General features: G+C 47.0%; 16 protein-coding genes and 1 pseudogene. 10 read left to right on the top strand and 7 right to left on the bottom strand.

Annotation, left to right across the window (positions count from 1 at the left end; translation table 11 throughout):
- Window positions 1-182 precede the first annotated feature (182 nt).
- The 3 genes from ACU1JV_RS13765 to ACU1JV_RS13755 all read left to right on the top strand — a co-directional run bounded on the left by ACU1JV_RS13765 (window position 183) and on the right by ACU1JV_RS13755 (window position 5,050).
- Window positions 183-1,106: a carbohydrate ABC transporter permease gene (locus tag ACU1JV_RS13765; protein WP_413987184.1), complete on the top strand. Its 924-nt coding sequence runs from the start codon at window positions 183-185 to the stop codon at window positions 1,104-1,106.
- A 104-nt stretch (window positions 1,107-1,210) separates the two neighbouring features.
- A complete protein-coding gene (locus tag ACU1JV_RS13760; RefSeq protein ID WP_413987183.1) occupies window positions 1,211-3,334 on the top strand; it encodes an endo-1,4-beta-xylanase in 2,124 nt (707 codons plus the stop codon).
- A 48-nt stretch (window positions 3,335-3,382) separates the two neighbouring features.
- Window positions 3,383-5,050 carry a glycoside hydrolase family 43 protein gene (locus tag ACU1JV_RS13755; RefSeq protein WP_137079473.1) on the top strand — a complete coding sequence of 556 codons (1,668 nt, stop codon included), beginning with the start codon at window positions 3,383-3,385 and terminating at the stop codon, window positions 5,048-5,050.
- A gap of 134 nt (window positions 5,051-5,184) precedes the next feature.
- Here the strand turns inward: ACU1JV_RS13755 and hxlB are convergent, their stop codons facing one another.
- Together hxlB and hxlA are read right to left on the bottom strand one after the other, a co-directional pair.
- The gene (hxlB, locus tag ACU1JV_RS13750) at window positions 5,185-5,742 is read right to left on the bottom strand and encodes a 6-phospho-3-hexuloisomerase (protein ID WP_337682916.1); all 558 of its coding nucleotides are present in this window, start codon (window positions 5,740-5,742) and stop codon (window positions 5,185-5,187) included.
- A 4-nt stretch (window positions 5,743-5,746) separates the two neighbouring features.
- Window positions 5,747-6,382 (bottom strand): 3-hexulose-6-phosphate synthase, encoded by a 636-nt coding sequence (gene hxlA, locus ACU1JV_RS13745; protein ID WP_013312540.1) that lies wholly within the window; start codon window positions 6,380-6,382, stop codon window positions 5,747-5,749.
- Window positions 6,383-6,827: 445 nt separating this feature from the next.
- Between hxlA and ACU1JV_RS13740 the strand changes: the two genes are divergently transcribed.
- On the top strand, window positions 6,828-7,703 hold the full coding sequence (locus ACU1JV_RS13740; protein WP_165079864.1) for a DNA-binding protein: 876 nt from the start codon (window positions 6,828-6,830) through the stop codon (window positions 7,701-7,703).
- A gap of 199 nt (window positions 7,704-7,902) precedes the next feature.
- Here the strand turns inward: ACU1JV_RS13740 and ACU1JV_RS13735 are convergent.
- Window positions 7,903-8,738: pseudogene (locus ACU1JV_RS13735) on the bottom strand (methyl-accepting chemotaxis protein).
- Window positions 8,739-8,929: 191 nt separating this feature from the next.
- A complete protein-coding gene (gene pepT / locus ACU1JV_RS13730; protein ID WP_013373656.1) occupies window positions 8,930-10,165 on the bottom strand; it encodes a peptidase T in 1,236 nt (411 codons plus the stop codon).
- A 231-nt stretch (window positions 10,166-10,396) separates the two neighbouring features.
- Here pepT and ACU1JV_RS13725 point away from each other — a divergent pair, with 231 nt between their 5' ends.
- The 3 genes from ACU1JV_RS13725 to gpmA all read left to right on the top strand — a co-directional run bounded on the left by ACU1JV_RS13725 (window position 10,397) and on the right by gpmA (window position 12,483).
- Window positions 10,397-10,684, top strand: a complete 288-nt coding sequence (locus ACU1JV_RS13725) for a hypothetical protein (protein WP_025676686.1) — start codon at window positions 10,397-10,399, stop codon at window positions 10,682-10,684.
- A 149-nt stretch (window positions 10,685-10,833) separates the two neighbouring features.
- Window positions 10,834-11,574, top strand: coding sequence for a Bax inhibitor-1/YccA family protein (locus tag ACU1JV_RS13720; RefSeq protein WP_025676687.1), 741 nt, complete (start codon window positions 10,834-10,836; stop codon window positions 11,572-11,574).
- A gap of 159 nt (window positions 11,575-11,733) precedes the next feature.
- Window positions 11,734-12,483 carry a 2,3-diphosphoglycerate-dependent phosphoglycerate mutase gene (gene gpmA / locus ACU1JV_RS13715; RefSeq protein WP_413987182.1) on the top strand — a complete coding sequence of 250 codons (750 nt, stop codon included), beginning with the start codon at window positions 11,734-11,736 and terminating at the stop codon, window positions 12,481-12,483.
- 64 nt (window positions 12,484-12,547) lie between these two features.
- Here the strand turns inward: gpmA and ACU1JV_RS13710 are convergent, their stop codons facing one another.
- Window positions 12,548-14,041 carry an alpha-amylase gene (locus ACU1JV_RS13710; protein WP_413987181.1) on the bottom strand — a complete coding sequence of 498 codons (1,494 nt, stop codon included), beginning with the start codon at window positions 14,039-14,041 and terminating at the stop codon, window positions 12,548-12,550.
- Between the two features lie 261 nt (window positions 14,042-14,302).
- Here ACU1JV_RS13710 and ACU1JV_RS13705 point away from each other — a divergent pair, with 261 nt between their 5' ends.
- On the top strand, window positions 14,303-15,127 hold the full coding sequence (locus ACU1JV_RS13705; RefSeq protein WP_413987180.1) for an HNH endonuclease: 825 nt from the start codon (window positions 14,303-14,305) through the stop codon (window positions 15,125-15,127).
- 29 nt (window positions 15,128-15,156) lie between these two features.
- Here the strand turns inward: ACU1JV_RS13705 and ACU1JV_RS13700 are convergent, their stop codons facing one another.
- Window positions 15,157-15,552 carry a rhodanese-like domain-containing protein gene (locus ACU1JV_RS13700; RefSeq protein ID WP_413987179.1) on the bottom strand — a complete coding sequence of 132 codons (396 nt, stop codon included), beginning with the start codon at window positions 15,550-15,552 and terminating at the stop codon, window positions 15,157-15,159.
- Between the two features lie 499 nt (window positions 15,553-16,051).
- On the opposite strand from ACU1JV_RS13700, the gene ACU1JV_RS13695 reads away from it, so the two are divergent.
- Window positions 16,052-16,483, top strand: coding sequence for a DUF1641 domain-containing protein (locus ACU1JV_RS13695; protein ID WP_013373648.1), 432 nt, complete (start codon window positions 16,052-16,054; stop codon window positions 16,481-16,483).
- A 27-nt stretch (window positions 16,484-16,510) separates the two neighbouring features.
- On the top strand, window positions 16,511-17,692 hold the full coding sequence (locus ACU1JV_RS13690) for an NAD(P)/FAD-dependent oxidoreductase (RefSeq protein WP_413987178.1): 1,182 nt from the start codon (window positions 16,511-16,513) through the stop codon (window positions 17,690-17,692).
- Window positions 17,693-17,787: 95 nt separating this feature from the next.
- Here ACU1JV_RS13690 and ACU1JV_RS13685 read toward each other — a convergent pair whose 3' ends face one another.
- Window positions 17,788-20,334 (bottom strand): LamG-like jellyroll fold domain-containing protein, encoded by a 2,547-nt coding sequence (locus tag ACU1JV_RS13685; protein WP_413987177.1) that lies wholly within the window; start codon window positions 20,332-20,334, stop codon window positions 17,788-17,790.
- Window positions 20,335-20,542 lie beyond the last annotated feature (208 nt).

The following is a 20,542-nucleotide window of genomic DNA, read 5'->3' as shown; positions in this document are numbered from 1 at the left end:
GCTCAGCTTCGCTATCGCCATTAGAGGATGTCTTTGGGAATGGGCTATTCGAGGCGATAGCAGGAGTGCGTGCTTATGCATACTACAGGTGCAAGTCTGTGGATTTTTAACAGGCCGCTTCGCGGACCTCATCAAGACCTTAAGTGCTGGGCTAGGCGATGTTTTAGAAAGGAGAGGAAGTCATGGGCAAAGGGAAGGCCGTACATGGGCGATTTCGGGCGCCCTCGGATCGGATTTTTGATGCGTGCAATGTTGTGTTTATGCTATGCCTAATGGTGTTCACGCTGTATCCATTTTTAAATACGTTGGCGGTTTCATTAAATGAAGCGAATGACTCCATTCGGGGTGGGATTTATTTGTGGCCGCGTGAATTCACGTGGAGTAATTATGAATTTGTATTCAAGGAAGCGACGATTTTCCATGCTACGTTGATTTCTGTATTACGTACGGTCGCGGGTACAGTGACCTCGGTGTTTTGCTGCGCGATGGTGGCGTATACGATCAGCCGGCCGGAATATGTGCTGCGCAAATTTGTTTCGATTTCCTTTATTTTGACGATGTATTTTAGCGGTGGCTTGATCCCCAATTTTCTCTTAATTCGTGAGCTTGGGATGCTGGGAACCTTTTGGGTGTACATCGTACCGGGGTTAATCGGGGTGTTTAATGTCATAGTCATTCGCTCCTTTATTGAGGGCTTGCCAGAGGGGATTTTGGAGTCGGCGCGTATTGACGGTGCTGGGGAGTTTGCTACTTTTATGCGTATCGTTTTGCCACTGTGTGTGCCGGTGCTGGCAACGGTGTCGTTGTTCACGGCGGTCTCGCAATGGAATTCATGGTTCGATGTATTTTTGTACAATTCGTCGTATGAGCAGTGGAGCACACTCCAATATGAGCTGATGAAAATTTTGCAAAATTCCAATACGTCCGTTAACGCTCAGGATTATGCCAGCCAGTTTTCAGGGTCAGAAAATCTGGCGAAGGCGGTTACGCCTACCTCTATTCGTGCCACGATGACGATTGTCGCCTCAGTTCCTATTATTTTAGTCTATCCGTTTTTACAAAAATACTTTGTGAAGGGTATGACCTTGGGAGGCGTGAAAGGATAGTAGACATTTTACATTTATTCTAGGAGCCACTTTTAATCCGCAAGTAACTGAAATCCAAGGGTGCCAAATACGAATTCAAAAATTTGAGTGCAGGAGGGATTGCTTTGCGGTCAGGTTGGTATACGCCTTTTTGTCTGGTGCTGGCTGGAGTGCTGTTGTTATCGCCTATCGGATGGTGGGGAATGTCTGTAGCGAAAGCAGTTCCATCTGTGGAACATTCTCCGTCGGTTTCGAACACGGTGCTATCGGCAGGGAAGGTCATTGGAGCGTATGGATTTGAGCAAGGAAACAGTGACGGCTGGAAGCCACGGGGAGCTTATACCCAAATTGCATCCGTCACGGAAGCGGCATATGGTGGTACGCACAGTCTGAAGGCAACCGCTCGTACGGCGGCTTGGAATGGAGCAGAGTTAGATGTGAAGCCACTGTTGCTGCCGGATGTGGAGTATGAAATTAGCGGATATGTGAAACTGGACGGCAATGCTGCAATTCCAAGCGTGCTTAAGTTTACGATGGAGCAGCAGCCGACAGGCGGGACTACAGCATGGAAGACCCTAGCTCAGACGGAGACAACAGATACATCGTGGATCAAACTCCAGGGGAGATATACTTTTACCGGGGAGATGAATGCATTGAAGCTGTATGTGGAGAACTCGAATTCTGCTCAGGCTTACTACGTGGATGAGGTGGAAATCAGGCAGGTTTCAGTAACACCAACAAATCCTACAAGTGGGATCGTATCCGGGTTCGAAGACGGTACAGCCCAAGGATGGATATCCCGCTTGGGAGACGAGACCGTGCAGGTCTTGAATGCCGATGCACGGACCGGCTCATACAGTCTGCTGACAACGGGCAGACAAAAGGCATATGCCGGACCCAAGCTGGACGTGACTGCCACAATGCAAAAAGGCAACCGATATACGGTCAGTGCCTGGGTGAAGCTGGCTCCGGGTGAGCAGCCTGCTAAGGTGAGGCTCAGTGCACAGCGTGATTACCAAGGCCAAAGTGCATATGAAACGGTTGTAGGCGATACGGCTGTCACGACAGGGGGATGGGTGCATTTGTCTGGTACGTATACGCTCGCACATGATGCAGATACCGTTTCTATGTACCTGGAATCGCCAGAAGGGACGTCTTCCTTTTATATGGATGATTTCGAATTGTCGCTGGTGCCGCCGCTGGCGATTGAAAAGGACATACCTGCTTTGCATGGATTATATCAGGGACAGTTCAGCATCGGCACAGCGATTGAGGCTTTCCAGACCGAAGGGGCTTACGGAGAACTGGTACAAAAGCATTTTAACAGCGTCGTTGCAGGGAATGCGATGAAGCCAGTCTCCTTGCAACCATCTGAGGGGCAGTTTCATTGGGAGGAAGCAGATCAAATTGTGCAATTTGCCAGACAGCACGGATTGGAAATCCGTTTCCATACCTTAGTGTGGCATAACCAGACCGGAGATTGGATGTTTAAGGACAAAAATGGACAGCCGATGACGCCGACTGCTGAGAATAAAAAGCTTTTGCTGGACCGCCTGGAGACGCATATTCGCGCCGTTGCGGCCCGGTATAAAAATGTCATTACCGATTGGGATGTGGTAAATGAGGTCATTGATCCTGATCAGCCGGACGGCATGCGCCGCAGCAAGTGGTATCAGATTACAGGAACCGATTATATTGAAAAAGCGTTCCGTGTCACGAGGGAGGTGGCAGGGCCGAACGCGCGATTGTTCATTAACGATTACAATACCCATGAACCGAAGAAACGCGATTTTCTGTACAATCTGGTGCGTGATTTGCTTGCCAAAGGCGTACCTATTGACGGCGTAGGTCACCAATCGCATATCCGCTTGGAGTTTCCTACCATAGCCGAAATTGAGCAATCCATCGAAAAGTTTGCTTCACTTGGGCTGGATAATCAGATCACAGAGCTGGATATGGGCCTCTACTCTAATGATACGGATCGCTACGAAACGATCCCGGACGTCCTGCTGATCCGGCAGGCTCATCGTTATCAGGCGCTGTTCGATATGTTTACAAGACAGCAGGAGCATCTCAGCAATGTGACCATTTGGGGAACAGATGATGGCAATACGTGGCTCAGTACATTCCCGATTGCCCGGCTGGATAAGCCGCTGCTGTTCGATGAACGGTTAAAGGCCAAATATGCATATTGGGCGCTGGTTGATCCATCCAAAGTGCCGTCGCTGCCAGTAGGGAGTAATGAATAAATGATTTGAGACAGAGGAGTAGAGCTGTTCAAAAGGAGAGCTGAAGCTATGGCTACCTTGCGCTATACGAATCCGGTTGTCCCCGGATTTTATCCTGATCCGAGCGTGGTACGTGTCGGAGAGGATTATTACATGGCGACAAGCTCATTTGAATACATGCCGGGGTTGCCGATTTTTCATAGCCGAAACCTGACCGATTGGCGGCAGATCGGGCATGCATTAAATCGGCGCAGTCAGATGGATTTGTCCACACGGAAGAGCTCAGAAGGTATATATGCGCCCACATTGCGCTATCATCAGGGTGTATTCTACCTGATTACGACAGATGTGATGGGGATAGGCAATTTTTATATTACGTCTGTGAACCCTGTGGGACCTTGGTCTGATCCGATCCGTATTCCTTACGGAAATATAGATCCGTCCCTGCTATTTGATGACGACGGGAAAGTGTATGTTACCGTACAATCCGGGGCAGATGCCGAGTCGCATATAATTCAGTACGAACTGGATATTGCTACAGGCCAGGCATTGACCGAGCCTGTGGCTATTGCTCATGGAGATGGCGGCGTATGGACCGAAGGGCCGCATCTGTATCACATCGGCAGTCGTTATTACCTGCTGTGCGCCTGTGGCGGCACGGGGCGTGATCATCGTACGCTCGTGTATCGGGCCAATAGCCCGTATGGTCCGTTTGAACGGATGAAAGAGCCCATGCTCACGCATAACGCTCTCCCTGCGCATCCGATTCAGAACACAGGCCATGCCGAACTGGTTGAGGACACTCGGGGGGACTGGTGGGCTTTTTTCCTGGGCGTCCGTCCGGTGGTGGATGCCCGGCCTGTGGATGATCGCATAGAGGTCATGCTTCAGACTGAAACAGCTGCTCAGTCGTATAGCGTGCTCGGACGCGAAACCTTTCTGGCACCTGTCCGCTGGACAACGGACGGGTGGCCTATGGCTGACAACAATGCAGGCATGGTGCAATTGCACATGTCTGTAGACCGTCAGCCGTTCGGTCTGGCGGAGCAGGCTTGCTCGCCTGCTCCTACGCTGCTCGCGTCTGCCAAGCGTCATAGCTGGCGCGATGACTTTGATGGTCAGCGGCTGGACTGCCGCTGGGCTGCTCCGCGCAGGCTGTGCGAAGCCTGCATCAGCTTGGAGGCACGTCCCGGCTGGCTGACGCTCGCCGGCAATCGCCACACGCTGCTGGACGAGGCGCCGAGCGTCTTCCTCGGTACCCGGCTGCGGCATCATCGGGTCGCCGTCCGCAGTCGGCTTTATTTTCAACCACAGCAGAAAGATGAAGAAGCCGGCCTAGCAGTACGGCTTAATGAGCGCGGTCACTTTACGCTGGGTATTCGCCGGGCTGGCGAAGGCGATTTGCTTACTGTAGTGGTCTCGGTCGCAGATCAGGGGAAATCAACTGAATGGGCCTCCGTGCCTCTGTTGGCAGCTCCAGATATACAAAGCGGTGAAGGTGTGGAGCTTCGAATCCTATCCGATACGTATCATTTTGCCTTATCCTATGCAGCACGTCCCGGCAATTGGGTATCACTCGCCAGGATTCCGGCCTATGTGGTTTCACCTGAACGCAATGGCGGATTTACTGGAGCTTTGGTCGGCATGTATGCTACATCGAATGGGGCCGTGAAGGAAGCAGCATCCTTTGCCGCGACTCCCGCATACTTTCAATATTTCTGCTACGATGGCCTATAAGCCGAACTTGAAGAATGAATATCCAAACTTGTGCAGACAAGAGAATCACCTCATTTAATACAAAAAAAAGCAGGCTGCTTACATGCTCGGACATGTAAGCAGCCTGCCTTGTTATCGCAAAGGAAAAAGCAGTTTTATTCCAAGTTGGCGTGTTGACCATACATGGATTCGGAGGTCAGCTTGCGCAGCTTCATCGTTCTGAGCACCAACGCATCGCCATACAGCAGCAGAGTTTGCTCAAACAGTGAGCCCATGGGCTGAATGGTCTGGTAATCCTTGTTGGACGGGTCCTTGGGTGCGCCGGGCAGCTTGACGATGATATCGGCCAGTTTGCCGATGGTGGACTCGGGGGAAGTGGTAAGCAGCGCCAGTGAGGCCCCGAGTTTCTTCGCTTTGTCTGCCATGGAGACTAAGCTTTTGGTTTCACCAGAGCCTGAACCGATAATCAGCAGATCTCCCTCGCTCAAGCCAGGGGTTACGGTTTCCCCAACTACGTAAGCTTGAACCCCCATATGCATCAACCGCATGGCCAGCGAGCGAATCATGAACCCTGAGCGCCCCGCTCCTGCTACGAATACCTTATTCGCAGCAGCGATGGAGTGGATCAACTGTTCTGATTCGGTATCGCTGATTAGCTGTGGAACGAATTGCAGCTCCTTGATGACCTCAGATAAATATTGAGAGGTTTCCATTGGATTAACCTTGTTTGATGAGCTGCTGCATTTGCGAAGCTACAGCCTTTTTGTCGTCTTCGCCAGTGATACCGCCGCCTACGATAACCAGATCCGGTTGAGCTTTTACCACTTCAGCCAATGTACTCAGCTTGATGCCGCCAGCTACGGCTGTTTTGGAGTTTTTTACGACTTTTTTGACGGTTTGCAGTGCTTCGAACGGACTTTGACCTTCCGCTTGCAGATCGTAGCCTGTATGCACACAGATGTAGTCAACGCCTAAAGCGTCGATTTCTTTCGCACGTTGCTCCAGGTTTTTAACACCGATCATGTCCACCAGGATTTTTTTGCCGCCTTGTTTCTTAGCTTCTTCTACAGCACCTTTGATCGTTGCATCTTCAGCTACAGCCAAAATCGTCACGATATCTGCACCAGCCTCGGAAGCTTTTAGCACTTCATAGCCCCCTGCGTCCATAACTTTCAGGTCAGCCAGTACTTTTAGATTGGGAAATGCTTCTTTCATTGCTTTTACAGCATGAAGTCCTTCATTGATGACAATCGGCGTACCGATTTCTACGATATCAATATACGATTCTACTTCTTTTACCAATGCGATACCTTGCGGGATATCTACCAAGTCTAAAGCCAATTGAAGTTCCATGTTATTAACTTCACTCCTTAAGTGAATTTGTATTTTAGTGAACAGGTACATGCTTTGTTGAGTCGTACTTATACTTTGTTTTCATGCACAGGTTTGATTGTAAGGCCCCGGTATTCGGTTGAAAAGTACGCACTAATTCGTAACGTAGTTACCCTGACGATACTATAGACCATGAAAACCACCCATATGAGAGCCAATATTTTGTCTTCTTTAGCATTATTTCGATAATGAAAATCATCTATTCATAACCAGTAAAATATACACATCCATGTCAGGTTGCAAAAGTATGAATGTACCGATGATTGAATTGACTTCAAGTTAGGTTTTGACTATATTTGTAATATACTGGTATGCAAAAAAAGGGAGTCTAACAGCATAACTACCCTGAAGAATAGCCACTAGGCTAGGGGTGACTTTAATTTTCAGGATAGGGAGGCGGGGTTTAGTGGAAGAGGTCCTGAACCAAAGGGAAGCTATTTATTTGTTGTCGGACAGCCACGCGCTCGATAAAGCTTGCGAGTTGTTTAGAATCAGCTATACGTGTAATGATTGGGATGAAGCGAACAAGGTTGCGGATTATCTGCATTCGTTGGCTGAAAGCCTGTATCACACCCAACTGAGAAATGCTGCGGACGGCAAGTACGAGACATTGAACACCAAACACCCGCTGGTGTTTTATTATGCTTACAGCTATCTGGCAAAATCAATTTATTATCAGAATATGGGCCAGTATGAGGAAGCCAGAGATTATATTATGAAGTATAGCGAAATGGGTTGGTTTATGGGGCTGGATCAAAGCGGTCACGAAGAAGTAGAGAGATTCCGTTTTCTCGCCAAGGCCAATTTATATACGATTGATTTACTTTCGGGGAAGAAGGAACTTTTACCAGAATATGTTCAGTTTCTTCACGACAATGACGAGGAGCTACTCCCGGGATTGGTTGGTATTGCCGAAGCAGCTAACTTGAACAATTGGGACATTGACGACCTGCTGAACGAGTTTGCCGATGATATTGAGATATTTGAAGGTTATGAAGATAGAGCCAACCGCGTATATTATTTAAAACTGGTCAACCAATTAGCTATTTACCAGTTGAAAAAGAAACAGTACATCGTTGCCTTGAATTATATCCTTGTTTCCCTGCAATTCTCTATTGGTGTAGAAGCCAATACTGATTTTAGGACACTGGTTGCACTGTTCGAGACTTATCGAGATTTGGCAACACTGTCACAGCAAGAGCAATACCAAACCATTTTATTAAGGGGGCTTCATAATGAAAAAGGCATTAATCTCGATAACTATGGTCTTAGCGTTTCTTAGTGTTGCTCTTCCGGTAGGAAATACATTGGGGAAGTTAGACCCCGTGTATCCTTCGAATCATGGTGTTTTTTCTTATACTGCTTGAGTTTAGATTTGGATTGTTAGACCCAGTAGGGATTTTGTAAATAAGGGGAACGCACTTTTTACGCCATTTGCGGATCAGTGCGCTCCCCTTTCTCATGCCAATAAACAATATTAGTTATTTTACAATATAGGAAGTCAGGTTCTCGGCCAGATGTTGCATCGTTTCGCTCGCCTTTTGCATACGCTCCATGACTTCGGTGAAAGAGCCTACCAGAGTCGCCTGCTCTTGAGAAGAGGCAACAATTTGCTCTATTTCCTGCTCCATCTGACGAATGGAGTTCTGTACATCCTTAAGGGCTCCCTCAATATCGACTGTCGCTTTTTTGGACTCTACAGATAGCTTGCGTACTTCTTGAGCAACGACACCAAAGCCTGCCCCTGCTTCTCCGACACGTGCGGCTTCAATCGCGGCATTTAATCCAAGCAGGTTGGTTTGATCGGAAATTTCCTTGATGAATACAGCGACCTGATTAATTTTACCTGAGTTTTGTACGGCAATTTGGGTGTTCTTCAAAATATGTTCACTGGTAGCTTGTAGCTCCTCCGAATGCGCTGTTACATGTTGCACCATCTCAATGAGCTGCTCTGTAATGGAGCGGTTTTCAGATACGATTTGATCCAGTTGATTTCTGTTGGTCAAATTATAGGAGGCGGCAAACGCTGCAATGACGTTCCCGTTATCGTCAAACACAGGAATGCTGATCATATCGAGAGGATATCCCAGCACTTCAGCCGGAATGTGGGTCAAGCTGGCCTCATGTCCATTTTTAAGCATGGCGAAATTTTGTAGTCCTCAAGCAGCTCCGAGCCGGTTTCAAAGCCGAGATTCATGCCCTCTGATTGGGTATAAGCCAGAACGTGAGTACGGTCGAAGAGAGCGAGGGTTACTTTCTCACGCATAATCTGTTGTATGTAGGGAATGGCTGCAATTAATGCATCTATTGTATTCAAGTGGAGTGCCTACCTTTCTTTACTAAATATATTTTTTATAGTCCTATATAATTGTCGGTCTAAAGACGGATAAAAGTTATAAAAGTATTGAGAATTTAAAGAAAATTCAGAAAAAAAGGCATATCGTTTCGTAATAGAAACGATATGCCTTCAGATTTAATTTGAACGTGTCAGTGCTGTGTATAAGCGGCTTACTTGCCACGCTGCTCGAACAATTGTGCAATCCCCACAATAACCTTGGTTGCAAGCACCATGTTATCCACCGACACATACTCGTACTTACCGTGGTAGTTCTCCCCGCCTGTGAAAATATTCGGTGTAGGCAGTCCCATGTAAGACAGCTGTGAACCGTCTGTGCCTCCACGAATCGGCTTGATAATGGGTTCAATATTCAGCTTCGTCATTGCTTCATGAGCGATATCGACGATATGCTTGACAGGCTCAATTTTCTCTTTCATGTTGTAATACTGGTCTCTCAGCTCCAGCGTAATACGGTTGTCTCCATAGGCAGCCTGGAGCTCTTTTACGATATTTGTCAAATAAGCTTTCCGGTTCTCAAAGCTCTCACGATCAAAATCGCGGATAATATAGTATAGTTTGGCTTGTTCTGCTGTGCCAGTAGACTCCAACAGATGATAGAAGCCATCGTACCCATCTGTATATTCCGGGGCTTCATTCACAGGTAATCTACTGTGCAGTTCCATAGCGATTTTGGCAGCGTGGATCATTTTGTTTTTAGCCGTACCGGGATGTACATTTACACCATGAATGGTAATATGAGCAGCCGCGGCGTTGAAGCTCTCATACTCCAGCTCTCCGAGCGGTCCGCCGTCTACCGTATAAGCATATTCAGCGCCAAAAGCGGCTACATCAAAGCGTTCAGGTCCTCTTCCAATCTCTTCATCCGGTGTAAAAGCAACGCGAATTTTGCCATGTTGAATTTCGGGATGATCAATCAGATAGTGGATCGCTGTCATGATCTCTGCGATGCCGGCTTTGTTGTCTGCACCGAGCAGAGTGGTGCCATCTGTTGTGATCAGGGTGTGGCCTTTATATTGAGTCAATTCGGGAAACTCACGTGGAGAAAGGACTACACCAAGCGAGGCATTCAGCGTGATATCGCCTCCATCATAGTTTTCCGTCAACTGTGGCTTCACTCCTGCGCCAGTTAGCTCAGTAGCTGTATCGAGGTGTGCCAGAAAACCAATGACGGGCACTTCTTTATCCGTATTGGAGGGAAGGGTTGCCATCACATAACCATGATCATCAATGGTTACGTCTGTCATGCCGATGGCTTTCAGTTCGTCCACCAGAAGGTTGCCCAATGTGAGCTGTCCGGGTGTGGTGGGGCAAGTGTGGCTGCTTTCGTCGGATTGGGTATCTACCTGAACATATGTAGTCAGGCGGTCAATCAGTTCCTGCTTCATGTGGTTATCCTCCTTGGGTCTTTTTCATTATGGTACGTATTTTATCATGATTAGGCTTATGATATGAAAAAAATGGTTTAACCTTTCAGAATGACAGATTGTTTTTAGCACATATAGAGAAATGTTAATCTATGAGTCTTTTAAATTGTGTCTTATTACTGAGTCACTTAACGTTACGTTCATAGATTGGAAGCATAGAATACACTATCAAATGCAAGGGAGGTGAGTTCTATGGCGATCCTTTTACCTTCGCAAATTTACAATCTTGCTGCTGGTGTAGGTAAGTCCTTTTTTGAAAACCTGAGAGGCGGTAGTGATGCTACAATTACCGTTAATAATTTCGGTGCCAATCCGGTGAATCTTGTGGTTACCCGTGTCAATGCTCCTGTGATCACTTATGTAATTCCGGCGGCTAACAGTCTGACGCTAGAAGTTGCTTTGTTGCTGGTAGCTGCTCTTCAAGCTACTCCAGCTGGAGCAGTAACAGGTAGCATCCAAATTGCTACTGCTGATTTTTAATCTGTAACGACTTGACCCTCTAACTCTAGCTTTGCCGAAAGGCAAGGTTAGAGTTTTTTTATTGTTTGAAATTTTCTGAAACTTTTCTCAGGTTGTACCGATATATACATATGGCAGCGTAAATAACACATCGAAAAGGAGTACCCTGTATGAGCTTTAGCAACCCGGTTTTACGTGATGACATCTTTTTGCGTGAAGATGAAAGAGAAGCTAGCGAACAACGTATGACTATCGGAGGAACGGTGAACAAAACGTTGCTTCTGCTAGTCCTGCTCATCGTCTCTGCCAGTATTACCTGGTATATGACCTATCAAGGAACCATAGAGGTGCTATCGTTGATGACGGCAGGCTTTATTGGGATGGCAGGCATAGCACTTTCGATATCCTTTTTTCCCAAAACGGCTCCATTGCTCTCTCCTGTATATGCGATTCTGAGTGGCTTTGCTTTGGGTGGCGTTTCCGCTTTTATGGAATATGAGTACCCTGGAATTGTAGTTAATGCCATTTTGCTGACAGTGGGTATCTTGTTCTTGATGCTCTTTATGTATACACAACGAATCATCAAGGTGACACGTGGCTTTATCTCATTTGTTGTCCTATGTACGATGGCGATTTTTCTAGTGACGTTGGTTGATTTTATTTTGAATTTTTTCGGTATGAATGTTCCGTACATCCATGAAACGGGCTGGGTGGGTATTGGTATTAGTTTATTTATCGTCATCATTGCCGCTTTGAATCTGCTCGTAGATTTTAATTTCATTGAGGAACAAGCTGATCAAGGTGCACCCAAATATATGGAATGGTATGGCGCTTTTGCATTGTTGGTAACGTTAGTTTGGCTATATGTACGAATATTGGATTTGTTAGCTAAGCTTAGCAATAGGGACTAAGGTTTGCGACTATTTCATATGGTTCAAGTAGGACGAAAAGAAGGACGGCTGAATGTCGTCCTTTTTTGTATGAAAGAGGCGGTTTAAAAAATGCATTTTACGTTAAATACATAGAAGTTGGGTAAAACATAGAGTATAGATAGGTGAGGAGTGAGGTATATGTATCAGGTGGTGCTGGTGAGGCACGGAGAAAGTGTGTATAACCGACAAAACTTGTTCACAGGCTGGACGGATGTCGATCTGACTGAGCAGGGAACTCATGAGGCTATCGAGGCAGGACGTATCCTCAAGGAGGCTGGGTATACGTTTGACTTGGCATTTGCTTCTGTGTTAAAACGTTCTATCCGCACGTTGTATCATATCTTGGATGAGCTGGATCATCTGTGGATACCCGTGCAGAAGTCATGGAAGCTGAATGAACGCCACTATGGTGCGCTTCAGGGGCATAGCAAACTGGATTCCGCCGTGCAATACGGCGAGGAACAGGTTCATATTTGGCGGCGTAGTTTGACGGTGCGACCTCCTATGTTGGATGCGCAGGATGAACGGAGTCCACATCGGGATGAGCGTTATCGCCATATTAAGCCAGAGGAGCTTCCGCTCGGGGAAAGTCTGGAAGACACGGTGCATCGGGTTGGTGGGTTTTGGAAGCAACGGATCGTGCCGTTGATTCTTAAAAAGGACCGGGTTATCATTTCAGCACACGGTAATACCTTAAGGGCCCTGATCAAGTATATGGAAAATTTGGATGAAGCTACTCTGCTGGATTTAAACATTCCGACAGGCATTCCACTGGTGTATGAGCTGGATGAGCATATCGATCCTATTCGGCGCTTCTATCTTGGTGATCCGAGTCATGTAGAGGCAAAGAAACAGGCTGTGGCCAACCAAAGCAAGGTGACGGAATGACTTTCCATACAACAAAGAGGACAGGGCGCCTTCTTGCATCCTGTCCTCTTTGTGTTAATATACATCAAGCGCTCGCGGTATCCTCTGCATCCAGGCTGTCTTCCTCGGTAGGAAGTGCCCATACCGATACACTGCCGGCACGAACGGGAAATATGCCATAGCCATCCTGTTCGATCTTTACGGTATGATCGTGATGCCCGGTCAAATCGGTCCATTTTTCTCCTGCATGTTGTTTACCCACGAACATGCGCTTTTCCCCGTCATTTGCGTTAGTGATCACCACAGCACATCCAGAGCCGTGTAGCTCAGGAATGCCCTGACGAACCCATCCAATCGTATGGGGATCATCAAAATAATCTTTTTGCTCACCATAAGCTTTGTGGTACCGGGCATATAGGAGCGGGTCTAGCTCAGCCTGCTTGCCTTTCACAGGCGTTTGTCCCTGAATACCGTAGTAATCACCGTAGAATACGCAGGGATAACCATCTTTGCGCAGTAGGATGAGTGCATAGGCACTGGGCTTAAACCAGTCCTCTACCCAAGATTCGAGCGCTTCGTGCGGCTGGGAATCATGATTATCGACAAAAGTAACCGAGTTCAGGGGATGGGTATGAACCAGCGTATCCTCGAAAATGGTGCTTAAATCGAAATCCTTACCACCCAAGGAAGCGCTATGTAGTTTGTAGTGGAGGGATACGTCAAACAGGTCGATTTTATAATCGATGGTATCCAGAAACTTTTGGCAAGATTCTAGATCCGGTTTCCAAAATTCGCCTACCATATAAAAATCCTGCCCACGCTTTTTAATCATTTCTGTAGCAAACTCTCGTACAAATTCATGATTAATATGCTTGATCGCATCCAGACGGAATCCGTTGCATTGTAGAGTATCCACCAGCCATTTGCCCCAGCGGATCATTTCCTTGCGCACATCCTGATGATTATAGTCAATATTGGCGAACATTAAATAATCATAATTGCCGAATTCGTCATCTACATTATCGCTCCAGTTTTTGTTTTTACCTAAAATACGATAGATTCCTGTCCGGTCCTGACTTGCATCGTAATCCGTTCCATTAAAATGTTCGAAGTTCCATTGAAATGTGGAATACTTACCTTGTCGGCCGGGGAATGTAAATTTAGTCCAGCCTTCGATATCAAAGGGCTCGGAAATGACCTCATTACGATTATCCGGGTTGACCTCGACGACTTTGAATACTTCGGTTTCATCTGCACCAGCCTTATGGTTCATGACCAGATCGACATAGACGGCTACGCCGTGGCGAACGCAGGATGCGACAGCTTCCAGCAGGTCTTCCCTGGTTCCGTATTTGGTGCGCACTGCACCTTTTTGGTCAAATTCGCCCAGATCGTAAAGGTCATAGACGCCGTAACCCGTATCCTCAGGAGATTGGCCTTTGGTGACAGGTGGAATCCATATCGCGTCAATTCCTTTGGCCTTCAGTTGCGGTGCCAGGCGGGCAAGCTTTTTCCAGTGAGAACCGTCAGCTTTGACATTCCACTCGAAAAATTGCATCATCGTATGGTTCCTTTTCATGTGCGTCCCTCCTTCATATATAACAAGTTACCCACCAAGTGAGGGGGGCTAAACGTCTGATGGCCAATATGATGTTGATGAAGAACATGGATCGCTGTATAACGTATGCTAAATCATTAAAATTTGTTATACATTGAGTGATCACAACGACTCGATGGCTAGAAAAGGAAACGTGAAAACGGTAAAATGAATCTAACTTAGCAATAGTTCCGATTTCGGGCAAACCATAAGCTCGACCAAGAGAGGGGAGGAGGGATGAACGTGACAGACCCGCAGCAGGATAAGGATGAAGCGAGAGAACCGCTGATGAAAAAATGTACGTATTGTCAGGAGACAAAACCATTAACGGACTTTCAGCGCCGAACCGGTCGCCGGGCTGGGCCTTATTCCCGGCGTGGTCCTTGCCGTTCCTGCCGGGGGTTAGCCCCGCAAGAACGGGCGGTTACGTCCGCTCCTTCCCATGAGGAAACGAAGCCCTTGGCTGCTCCTGTGGAGCGGCATAGCTCCGTAGCAGATACGGCTGCGCATCGTCTGGAAGCGTCCGCGCAGCCTTCTAATGATTCTCAACGCCCCCGTAGGAAGCCCGTCACGGACAAAGCGCGTGAGCGCCATCGGCAACGGGTTCGCCATTTGCTTAGCAGGCTGAAGCCTGCGGATACCCGTGCGTTGCGGCTTAATCGCAATGGCATGATTCGGCTAAGAGGCAAAACCGACCAAGGGAGACGCTGGCATCAGGAGATTGAGCTTGATTTGGCGATGACTCTGGTCAGAGAACGTATGGCGGTGATTGTAAATCCGTACACGGTCCGCAGACTTTATAGCAACAAGGAATTCCGCCAATATGTGCTTAAACGTGACCGCTATACCTGCTTTTTTTGCGGTGGCTATGGTGACACGATTGATCATTTACTTCCTCGGGCTAAAGGTGGACACACCACGCCAGTAAATTGTGTATGCGCCTGCACTGAGTGCAATCAAGTTAAAGCTGCCCGTGATGTAGAGGAATTCATCGAGTCTGGTGTGCCATTGCCGATTCCGAATGATTTTGAACCTCCTGATGCTTCTGAGGACACCTTACGTACCTAGGAGATTCCTGGGGAGTCGGCAACATTCCCTTAGTACAGTTCTACTTCAAAGCCGGATTCCTTCCAGGCTGTTGTACCGCCTTCGATAAAGGCCACATCGGTAAAGCCCATCTGTTGGAGTATATAAGCTGCCAGTGCGGCTTGTCCGCCTGCCCCGCAGGTGGTGATAATCGGGCGGTTGCGGTCACGTAAGCGTTCATCACGCAAATCTTGTGGAACGCCCAGGTCAGCGCGGATGGGCAGCATGCCTAGTGAAATATTGGCGCTTCCGCGAATTAGGCCGCAAGCACCTGCATCATGAGAATCCTGTACGTCGATAACGAATGTATCCGGATTTGATTCAATTCGCTGACGTGCCTCCTGTGAAGTAATGCCCTGAACGTGCTGCCTCGCTTCTTGAACCATATCTGCAATTGTTTTAGCCATCGTTCAACCCTCCGTAGGAATATGTTTTGTATTGGTTTTCATATTAATGAACAGAAACTCACTCTCTCTATTACCCATCTCTAGTATAAAATGCCCCTTTTTTAAGGTAAACTTAGACAAAAATCGTGCTTATTCTAGTTTTTATCTAAAATAACAATAAAAAATTTGCAGAAATTTGTGCAAATTTAAAATTTCTTCGACGATTGGGTTGTGAAAGGTGTAATATAGAGGTATAGGGTTCCGTTTCGTCCTGTTGTAGTCACGAGGGAGCGCTTCGTGAGATATTCCGCAGCAGTAACAACAACAGAATAACGTCCAAGCAATATACAATTGGCATCTGCGATCATCAGTCTTGCCCTTTAGGGTATAGGCCGGTTTAAGCTGTGCTTCTTGCATGTTTAAGGGCGAATTCATTGAACGTTTTATTGCTAGAGTTTATGATACAGGTTACGAGAAAGGAATGGACTTCTATTTTCACAGTAAAGGAGGACGTTCACGCATGTCTGAAAACCAACAAGAGGTGGCCGTAACACAAGAAGCTACCAAAGAGTCTCGGGATGTATTGGACCAATTGATGAAACCGGAGGTTCAGCAATCGCTGACCGTACTGGTAGAGAATCTGCCAAAGTTGACTGAGATGGTTACTTTTATGACCGATGCTTATGATGTAGCACGCAGTCTGGCAACTGACCCTGTCTTTATCGGAGATATGAAAAACTCCATGGGAGAGTTTGTGAAGCCTGTTACAGATTCGGCTAAAGGATTGGCTTCTGCTGCAATTGAAGCAAATGACCGTGTACAAACTACGGACGGCAGTGTAGGTCTGTTTGGCCTGCTCAAAATGCTTAAAGATCCTAATGTACAAAAAACGCTGCGTTTCAGCCAGGCTTTCCTGGATATTCTGAATGAGCGCCAACGCGAAAGCAAATAATTACCTGATCGAGAACGGAGGATGGACATGTCGAAGCAAATTTTGATCTTGGGCGGCGGATACGGCGGATTGCTGGCCGCTCTTACAGCACGCCAGCATATGGACGCTAGCCAAGCAACCATTACAGTGGTAAACCGCTTTGCGTCGCACCAAATTATTACGGAACTGCACCGTTTGGCGGCAGGTACTATTGCCGAAAAAGCTGTGGCGCTTCCTTTGGAAAAACTGCTGCGCAACAAAGATATTATCCTGAAAGTGGATACAGTTTCCGAAATCAAGCCGGAAGATAAGAAAGTAACCCTGGCCAGTGGTGCTACGTTGAGCTATGACGCTCTCGTTATTTCCCTGGGCAGTGAAACGGCATACTTCGGTATTCCAGGGCTGCAAGAACATAGCTTCACGCTGAAATCAGTAGCAGAAGCTAATCGCATCCGCGCACATGTGGAAGCTCGTCTGGATGCTTACAAGCAATCCGGTAACAAAGCGGACGCTACAATCGTTATCGGTGGTGGCGGTCTGACTGGTGTTGAGCTGGTGGGCGAATATGCTGACAAACTGCCTGCAGTTTGCCGTGAAAAAGGCATCAACTACGAAGATATCAACTTGTATTGCGTAGAAGCTGGACCATCTATTTTGGCAGGCTTCCCTCAACCATTGGTTGATCGTGCAGTAACAAGCCTTGAAAAACGTGGCGTTCAAATCGTAGCGGGTGTTCCGATTACAGAAATGAAAGCTGACGAAGTTCTCCTGAAAGACGGACGTTCGATCAAAACGAACACACTGATCTGGACAGGCGGCGTACAAGGTAATGCACTGGTTGGCGCATCCGGTATCGAAGTAAACCGTGGTCGCGCAACTGTGAATGGCGCACTGCAATCGACTTCCCACGAAGACATCTTCCTCGCTGGCGACAGCGCAGTAGTGTTCCCAGGTGAAGGCGAGCGTCCATACCCTCCAACTGCACAGTTGGCTTGGCAAATGGGCGAATTAGTTGGTTACAACATCTTCGCTTATTTCAACGGAGCGAAAATGGAACGCTTTACGCCAGTGTTCTCCGGTACACTGGGCAGCTTGGGAAGAACAGACGCGATCGGTACTGTAGGCGCGAATGGCACCCAACTGAAAGGCGCTGTAGCTACTTTGATGAAAGAAGGCAGTAACATCCGTTACTTGTCCCACATCAAAGGACTTTTTGCATTGGCCTACTAATATCTATATGGTTTATTAAAAGAGAGCGCTGTTCAGCGCTCTCTTTTTTCATTCTTTGACACTAGTGATGCTCACCATTCACAGATAGTTTTAATTCACTTCATCTGGGCTAACTCTTCCACCTGTGCAGGAGGGAGCGCGCCTTCAAAAATACTCAGCTCATCCATAGAACCTTTGAATGCAGGGTCCCACCAGTTGACCCCTAAGCTGAATGTTCCAGATTTAGAGGTAAAGACATCCGGAAACCCTGACCCGGTAAACTGAATTTTCCCATTCACATACACCTCTAGCACTCCATGATCTACAGTAAAGGCAAGGTGTGTCCATTCATTGGCTTTGATCTTCAGGCCAGTACTGCCGGTATACCAAGTTGAGCTGCCGGACCAGACCATGGTGTTATCCTTCTCAGGTCCTCTGGGCAGAAGGCTAACCCAGTGGTTACTATCCATAGCTCCAAAAAAAGTTGGTGTATGCACAGTCAATTCGCTAGGTTTCACCCACAGTGACACAGAATAGGCTGAACTGGATATGAGTCCTTCAGGCAGAGCAATACCTGACTTACCATCAAGGACTACAGCTTGTCCTCTTACGCCTTCAGCGTAGGATACATTTCCTCCCTGACGATCGATTCGGTCACCAATAACCTTACCATTGGCAAAAGCATCATTCTGATCCTTTAGATTATTTTCAAATGGGTATGAAGCAGTCAATGTTGCCTTCTCATAAGGAGCTACCGTAATGTTAAAAGCTTTGTCCCGACTGCTGTTCCCTTTGGTAATGGTAGCTGTCAAAGTGGCGGATACAGCCTTTTCTCCGATCCCGGGGCGCTTGATTTCACCAGTATCGGAAATGATGCCTGGGTCTGAAGTTTTCCAGGTAATGGATGATTGCCGACTGCCTTCCTTCGGAAGCGTCAGATTAGCTGTCAACCGGCTCGTATCGCCAAGATCTAATTCACGATACACACTGTCAACGACTGTCGTATCCGTCATATCAGGGAGCTTACTGCCCCAGGCCATTTCACCTTTATTCGATAGAACTGTAAACGCAAGGATGTATTGATTTGTAATCTGGTCCCATTGTCTCAGGAATACTCCATCATATACAGCACCATCCAGTGTTAGTTGGACATTCGCATCCCCCGACTTGCGCCATGTTCCTTGCACATCGCCTTTAATCGTATGATCTGCTCTCAGCTGAATGAACTGTGTATTTTTGATCGTCGCCGAAGAATCACTGCCATGGTTAATATATTGATAATCACCAATGAATTGTTTCTCATCCAGCTTTGTAAGCGTCTCGCCGCCGTAACGGTAAGGAGCTACAACAGGCCAGTCATCCTGATTCATGAACATTTGGTGTACACGCAGCTCATGAGTCTCCCCTTGCTGAGGGAATCGGGTATGAAAGACAACAAACATTTGTCCGGTAGCAGGATCGGTGTATACCGAGTTATGCCCAGGAGATACATAGCCGTAGCCCACACCTGTACCTGGATCGCCTATTTTGCTATCGAACAAGAAGTTACCCATTAATTTGTTGCCATAGGCTACATTTTTGGTGTTTGCTGGTAGAACGGCATTCTGTCCTTTGGCATCCTTATAAGGCCCTGCCGGACTCTTGGAACGGAATAACCTCATGTTATACCCACCGTCCGCTGCAAGTCCACCATAGGTTACATACAGATAGTAGTAACCTGTCTTTGAGTTGTATTCAATATATGGACCTTCCCCGGACTCACCGTATCCACCTGCGATCTTGGTGCCAAAGTAACGATCAATCAGACGACCATCCTCTGTAGTTCCATCTTGGCCTGGATAGATCGGTTTGCCAGTTGCTTTATCCAGCTCCAGTAGAAATATTCCTCCGGACCATGACCCGTACGTCATCCATAAGCGCCCGTCTGTATCATAAAAGACTGCTGCATCGATTGCATTCGGGAACACCCGATTCGCATAAGAACCATCGGCGTTAAACCATCCTGCTCTAGGCCCCTTCAGCTTGCCTTCATTAATGAGTTGAGAAATCGGCGTATTTGTCCACTTTTTATCCACTTTGCTATCTTTATCGAATGCAGTCTCCTTTGTAAAACCAGTGTTCACAATAGTATCCACATATTGATAGGGGCCTTCAATGTTGGGTGCAACGGCAATACCGATCGCGGAACGTATATAGGTGGAGGAGGCACTATAATAAATCATATAGGCCCCTTTTGTTCCATTCTTATTGACATAATGCTCATTCCAAAATACATCCGGCGCCCATACCGAGAATCCTCCCTTGCTATCCGCATCATTCTCGCCTGCCCAAGCGAAAGATCCGGCCAGATTCTTCGATAGATCCCCGTAAAGAGTATTCCCAGGCGTTGTGTAACCGTTTGCAAAAGAAGTCCAGTTTGTGAGATCTTTGGATTTCGCTGCGGAGATATGCGACCCATACACATAATAAGTATCGCCGTCTTTGACAATCGAAGGATCGTGAACCGATACATTAGAGAAGGTTGGCACATCCTGCTTCTTGTTCTGGTTCGTCTCCGCTGCTGCGGCGTCCAGTGTACCTAATGGTACAGCTACAATTGCCAATAATAAAGTCATTGTTAATGCAATGCTCGACCTGGCTCTACGTTTAACAAAACTTCTCATCGTATACATTTACCCCTTTCTAAATTGGAATACAGTGATACATTCTGCTTTCATCGCTAAAATACCTTTATATTTATAAATATTATTAATGTATTTGTGAATTACATAGCTACGAAGAAGTTGATTAATCTATAATTAGGTAGAGATTATAAATTATGGTTGACGATATGTATCTATGGAGGTACGTTATATATGAACAAAACAGTTA

The sequence above is a fragment of the Paenibacillus sp. T2-29 genome (assembly GCF_052921365.1).
The sequence above is the reverse complement of the archived record's forward strand: the minus strand, read 5'-3'. Positions and strand labels throughout refer to the sequence as shown.

Excerpts from the sequence above, each read along its gene's own strand:
- ACU1JV_RS13765 (WP_413987184.1), top strand. The coding sequence starts at position 183 with ATGGGCAAAGGGAAGGCCGTACATGGGCGATTTCGGGCGCCCTCGGAT.
- ACU1JV_RS13755 (WP_137079473.1), top strand. The coding sequence starts at position 3,383 with ATGGCTACCTTGCGCTATACGAATCCGGTTGTCCCCGGATTTTATCCT.
- hxlB (WP_337682916.1), bottom strand. The coding sequence starts at position 5,742 with ATGGAAACCTCTCAATATTTATCTGAGGTCATCAAGGAGCTGCAATTC.
- hxlA (WP_013312540.1), bottom strand. The coding sequence starts at position 6,382 with ATGGAACTTCAATTGGCTTTAGACTTGGTAGATATCCCGCAAGGTATC.
- pepT (WP_013373656.1), bottom strand. The coding sequence starts at position 10,165 with ATGAAGCAGGAACTGATTGACCGCCTGACTACATATGTTCAGGTAGAT.
- ACU1JV_RS13725 (WP_025676686.1), top strand. The coding sequence starts at position 10,397 with ATGGCGATCCTTTTACCTTCGCAAATTTACAATCTTGCTGCTGGTGTA.
- ACU1JV_RS13720 (WP_025676687.1), top strand. The coding sequence starts at position 10,834 with ATGAGCTTTAGCAACCCGGTTTTACGTGATGACATCTTTTTGCGTGAA.
- gpmA (WP_413987182.1), top strand. The coding sequence starts at position 11,734 with ATGTATCAGGTGGTGCTGGTGAGGCACGGAGAAAGTGTGTATAACCGA.
- ACU1JV_RS13710 (WP_413987181.1), bottom strand. The coding sequence starts at position 14,041 with ATGAAAAGGAACCATACGATGATGCAATTTTTCGAGTGGAATGTCAAA.
- ACU1JV_RS13700 (WP_413987179.1), bottom strand. The coding sequence starts at position 15,552 with ATGGCTAAAACAATTGCAGATATGGTTCAAGAAGCGAGGCAGCACGTT.
- ACU1JV_RS13695 (WP_013373648.1), top strand. The coding sequence starts at position 16,052 with ATGTCTGAAAACCAACAAGAGGTGGCCGTAACACAAGAAGCTACCAAA.
- ACU1JV_RS13690 (WP_413987178.1), top strand. The coding sequence starts at position 16,511 with ATGTCGAAGCAAATTTTGATCTTGGGCGGCGGATACGGCGGATTGCTG.
- ACU1JV_RS13685 (WP_413987177.1), bottom strand. The coding sequence starts at position 20,334 with ATGAGAAGTTTTGTTAAACGTAGAGCCAGGTCGAGCATTGCATTAACA.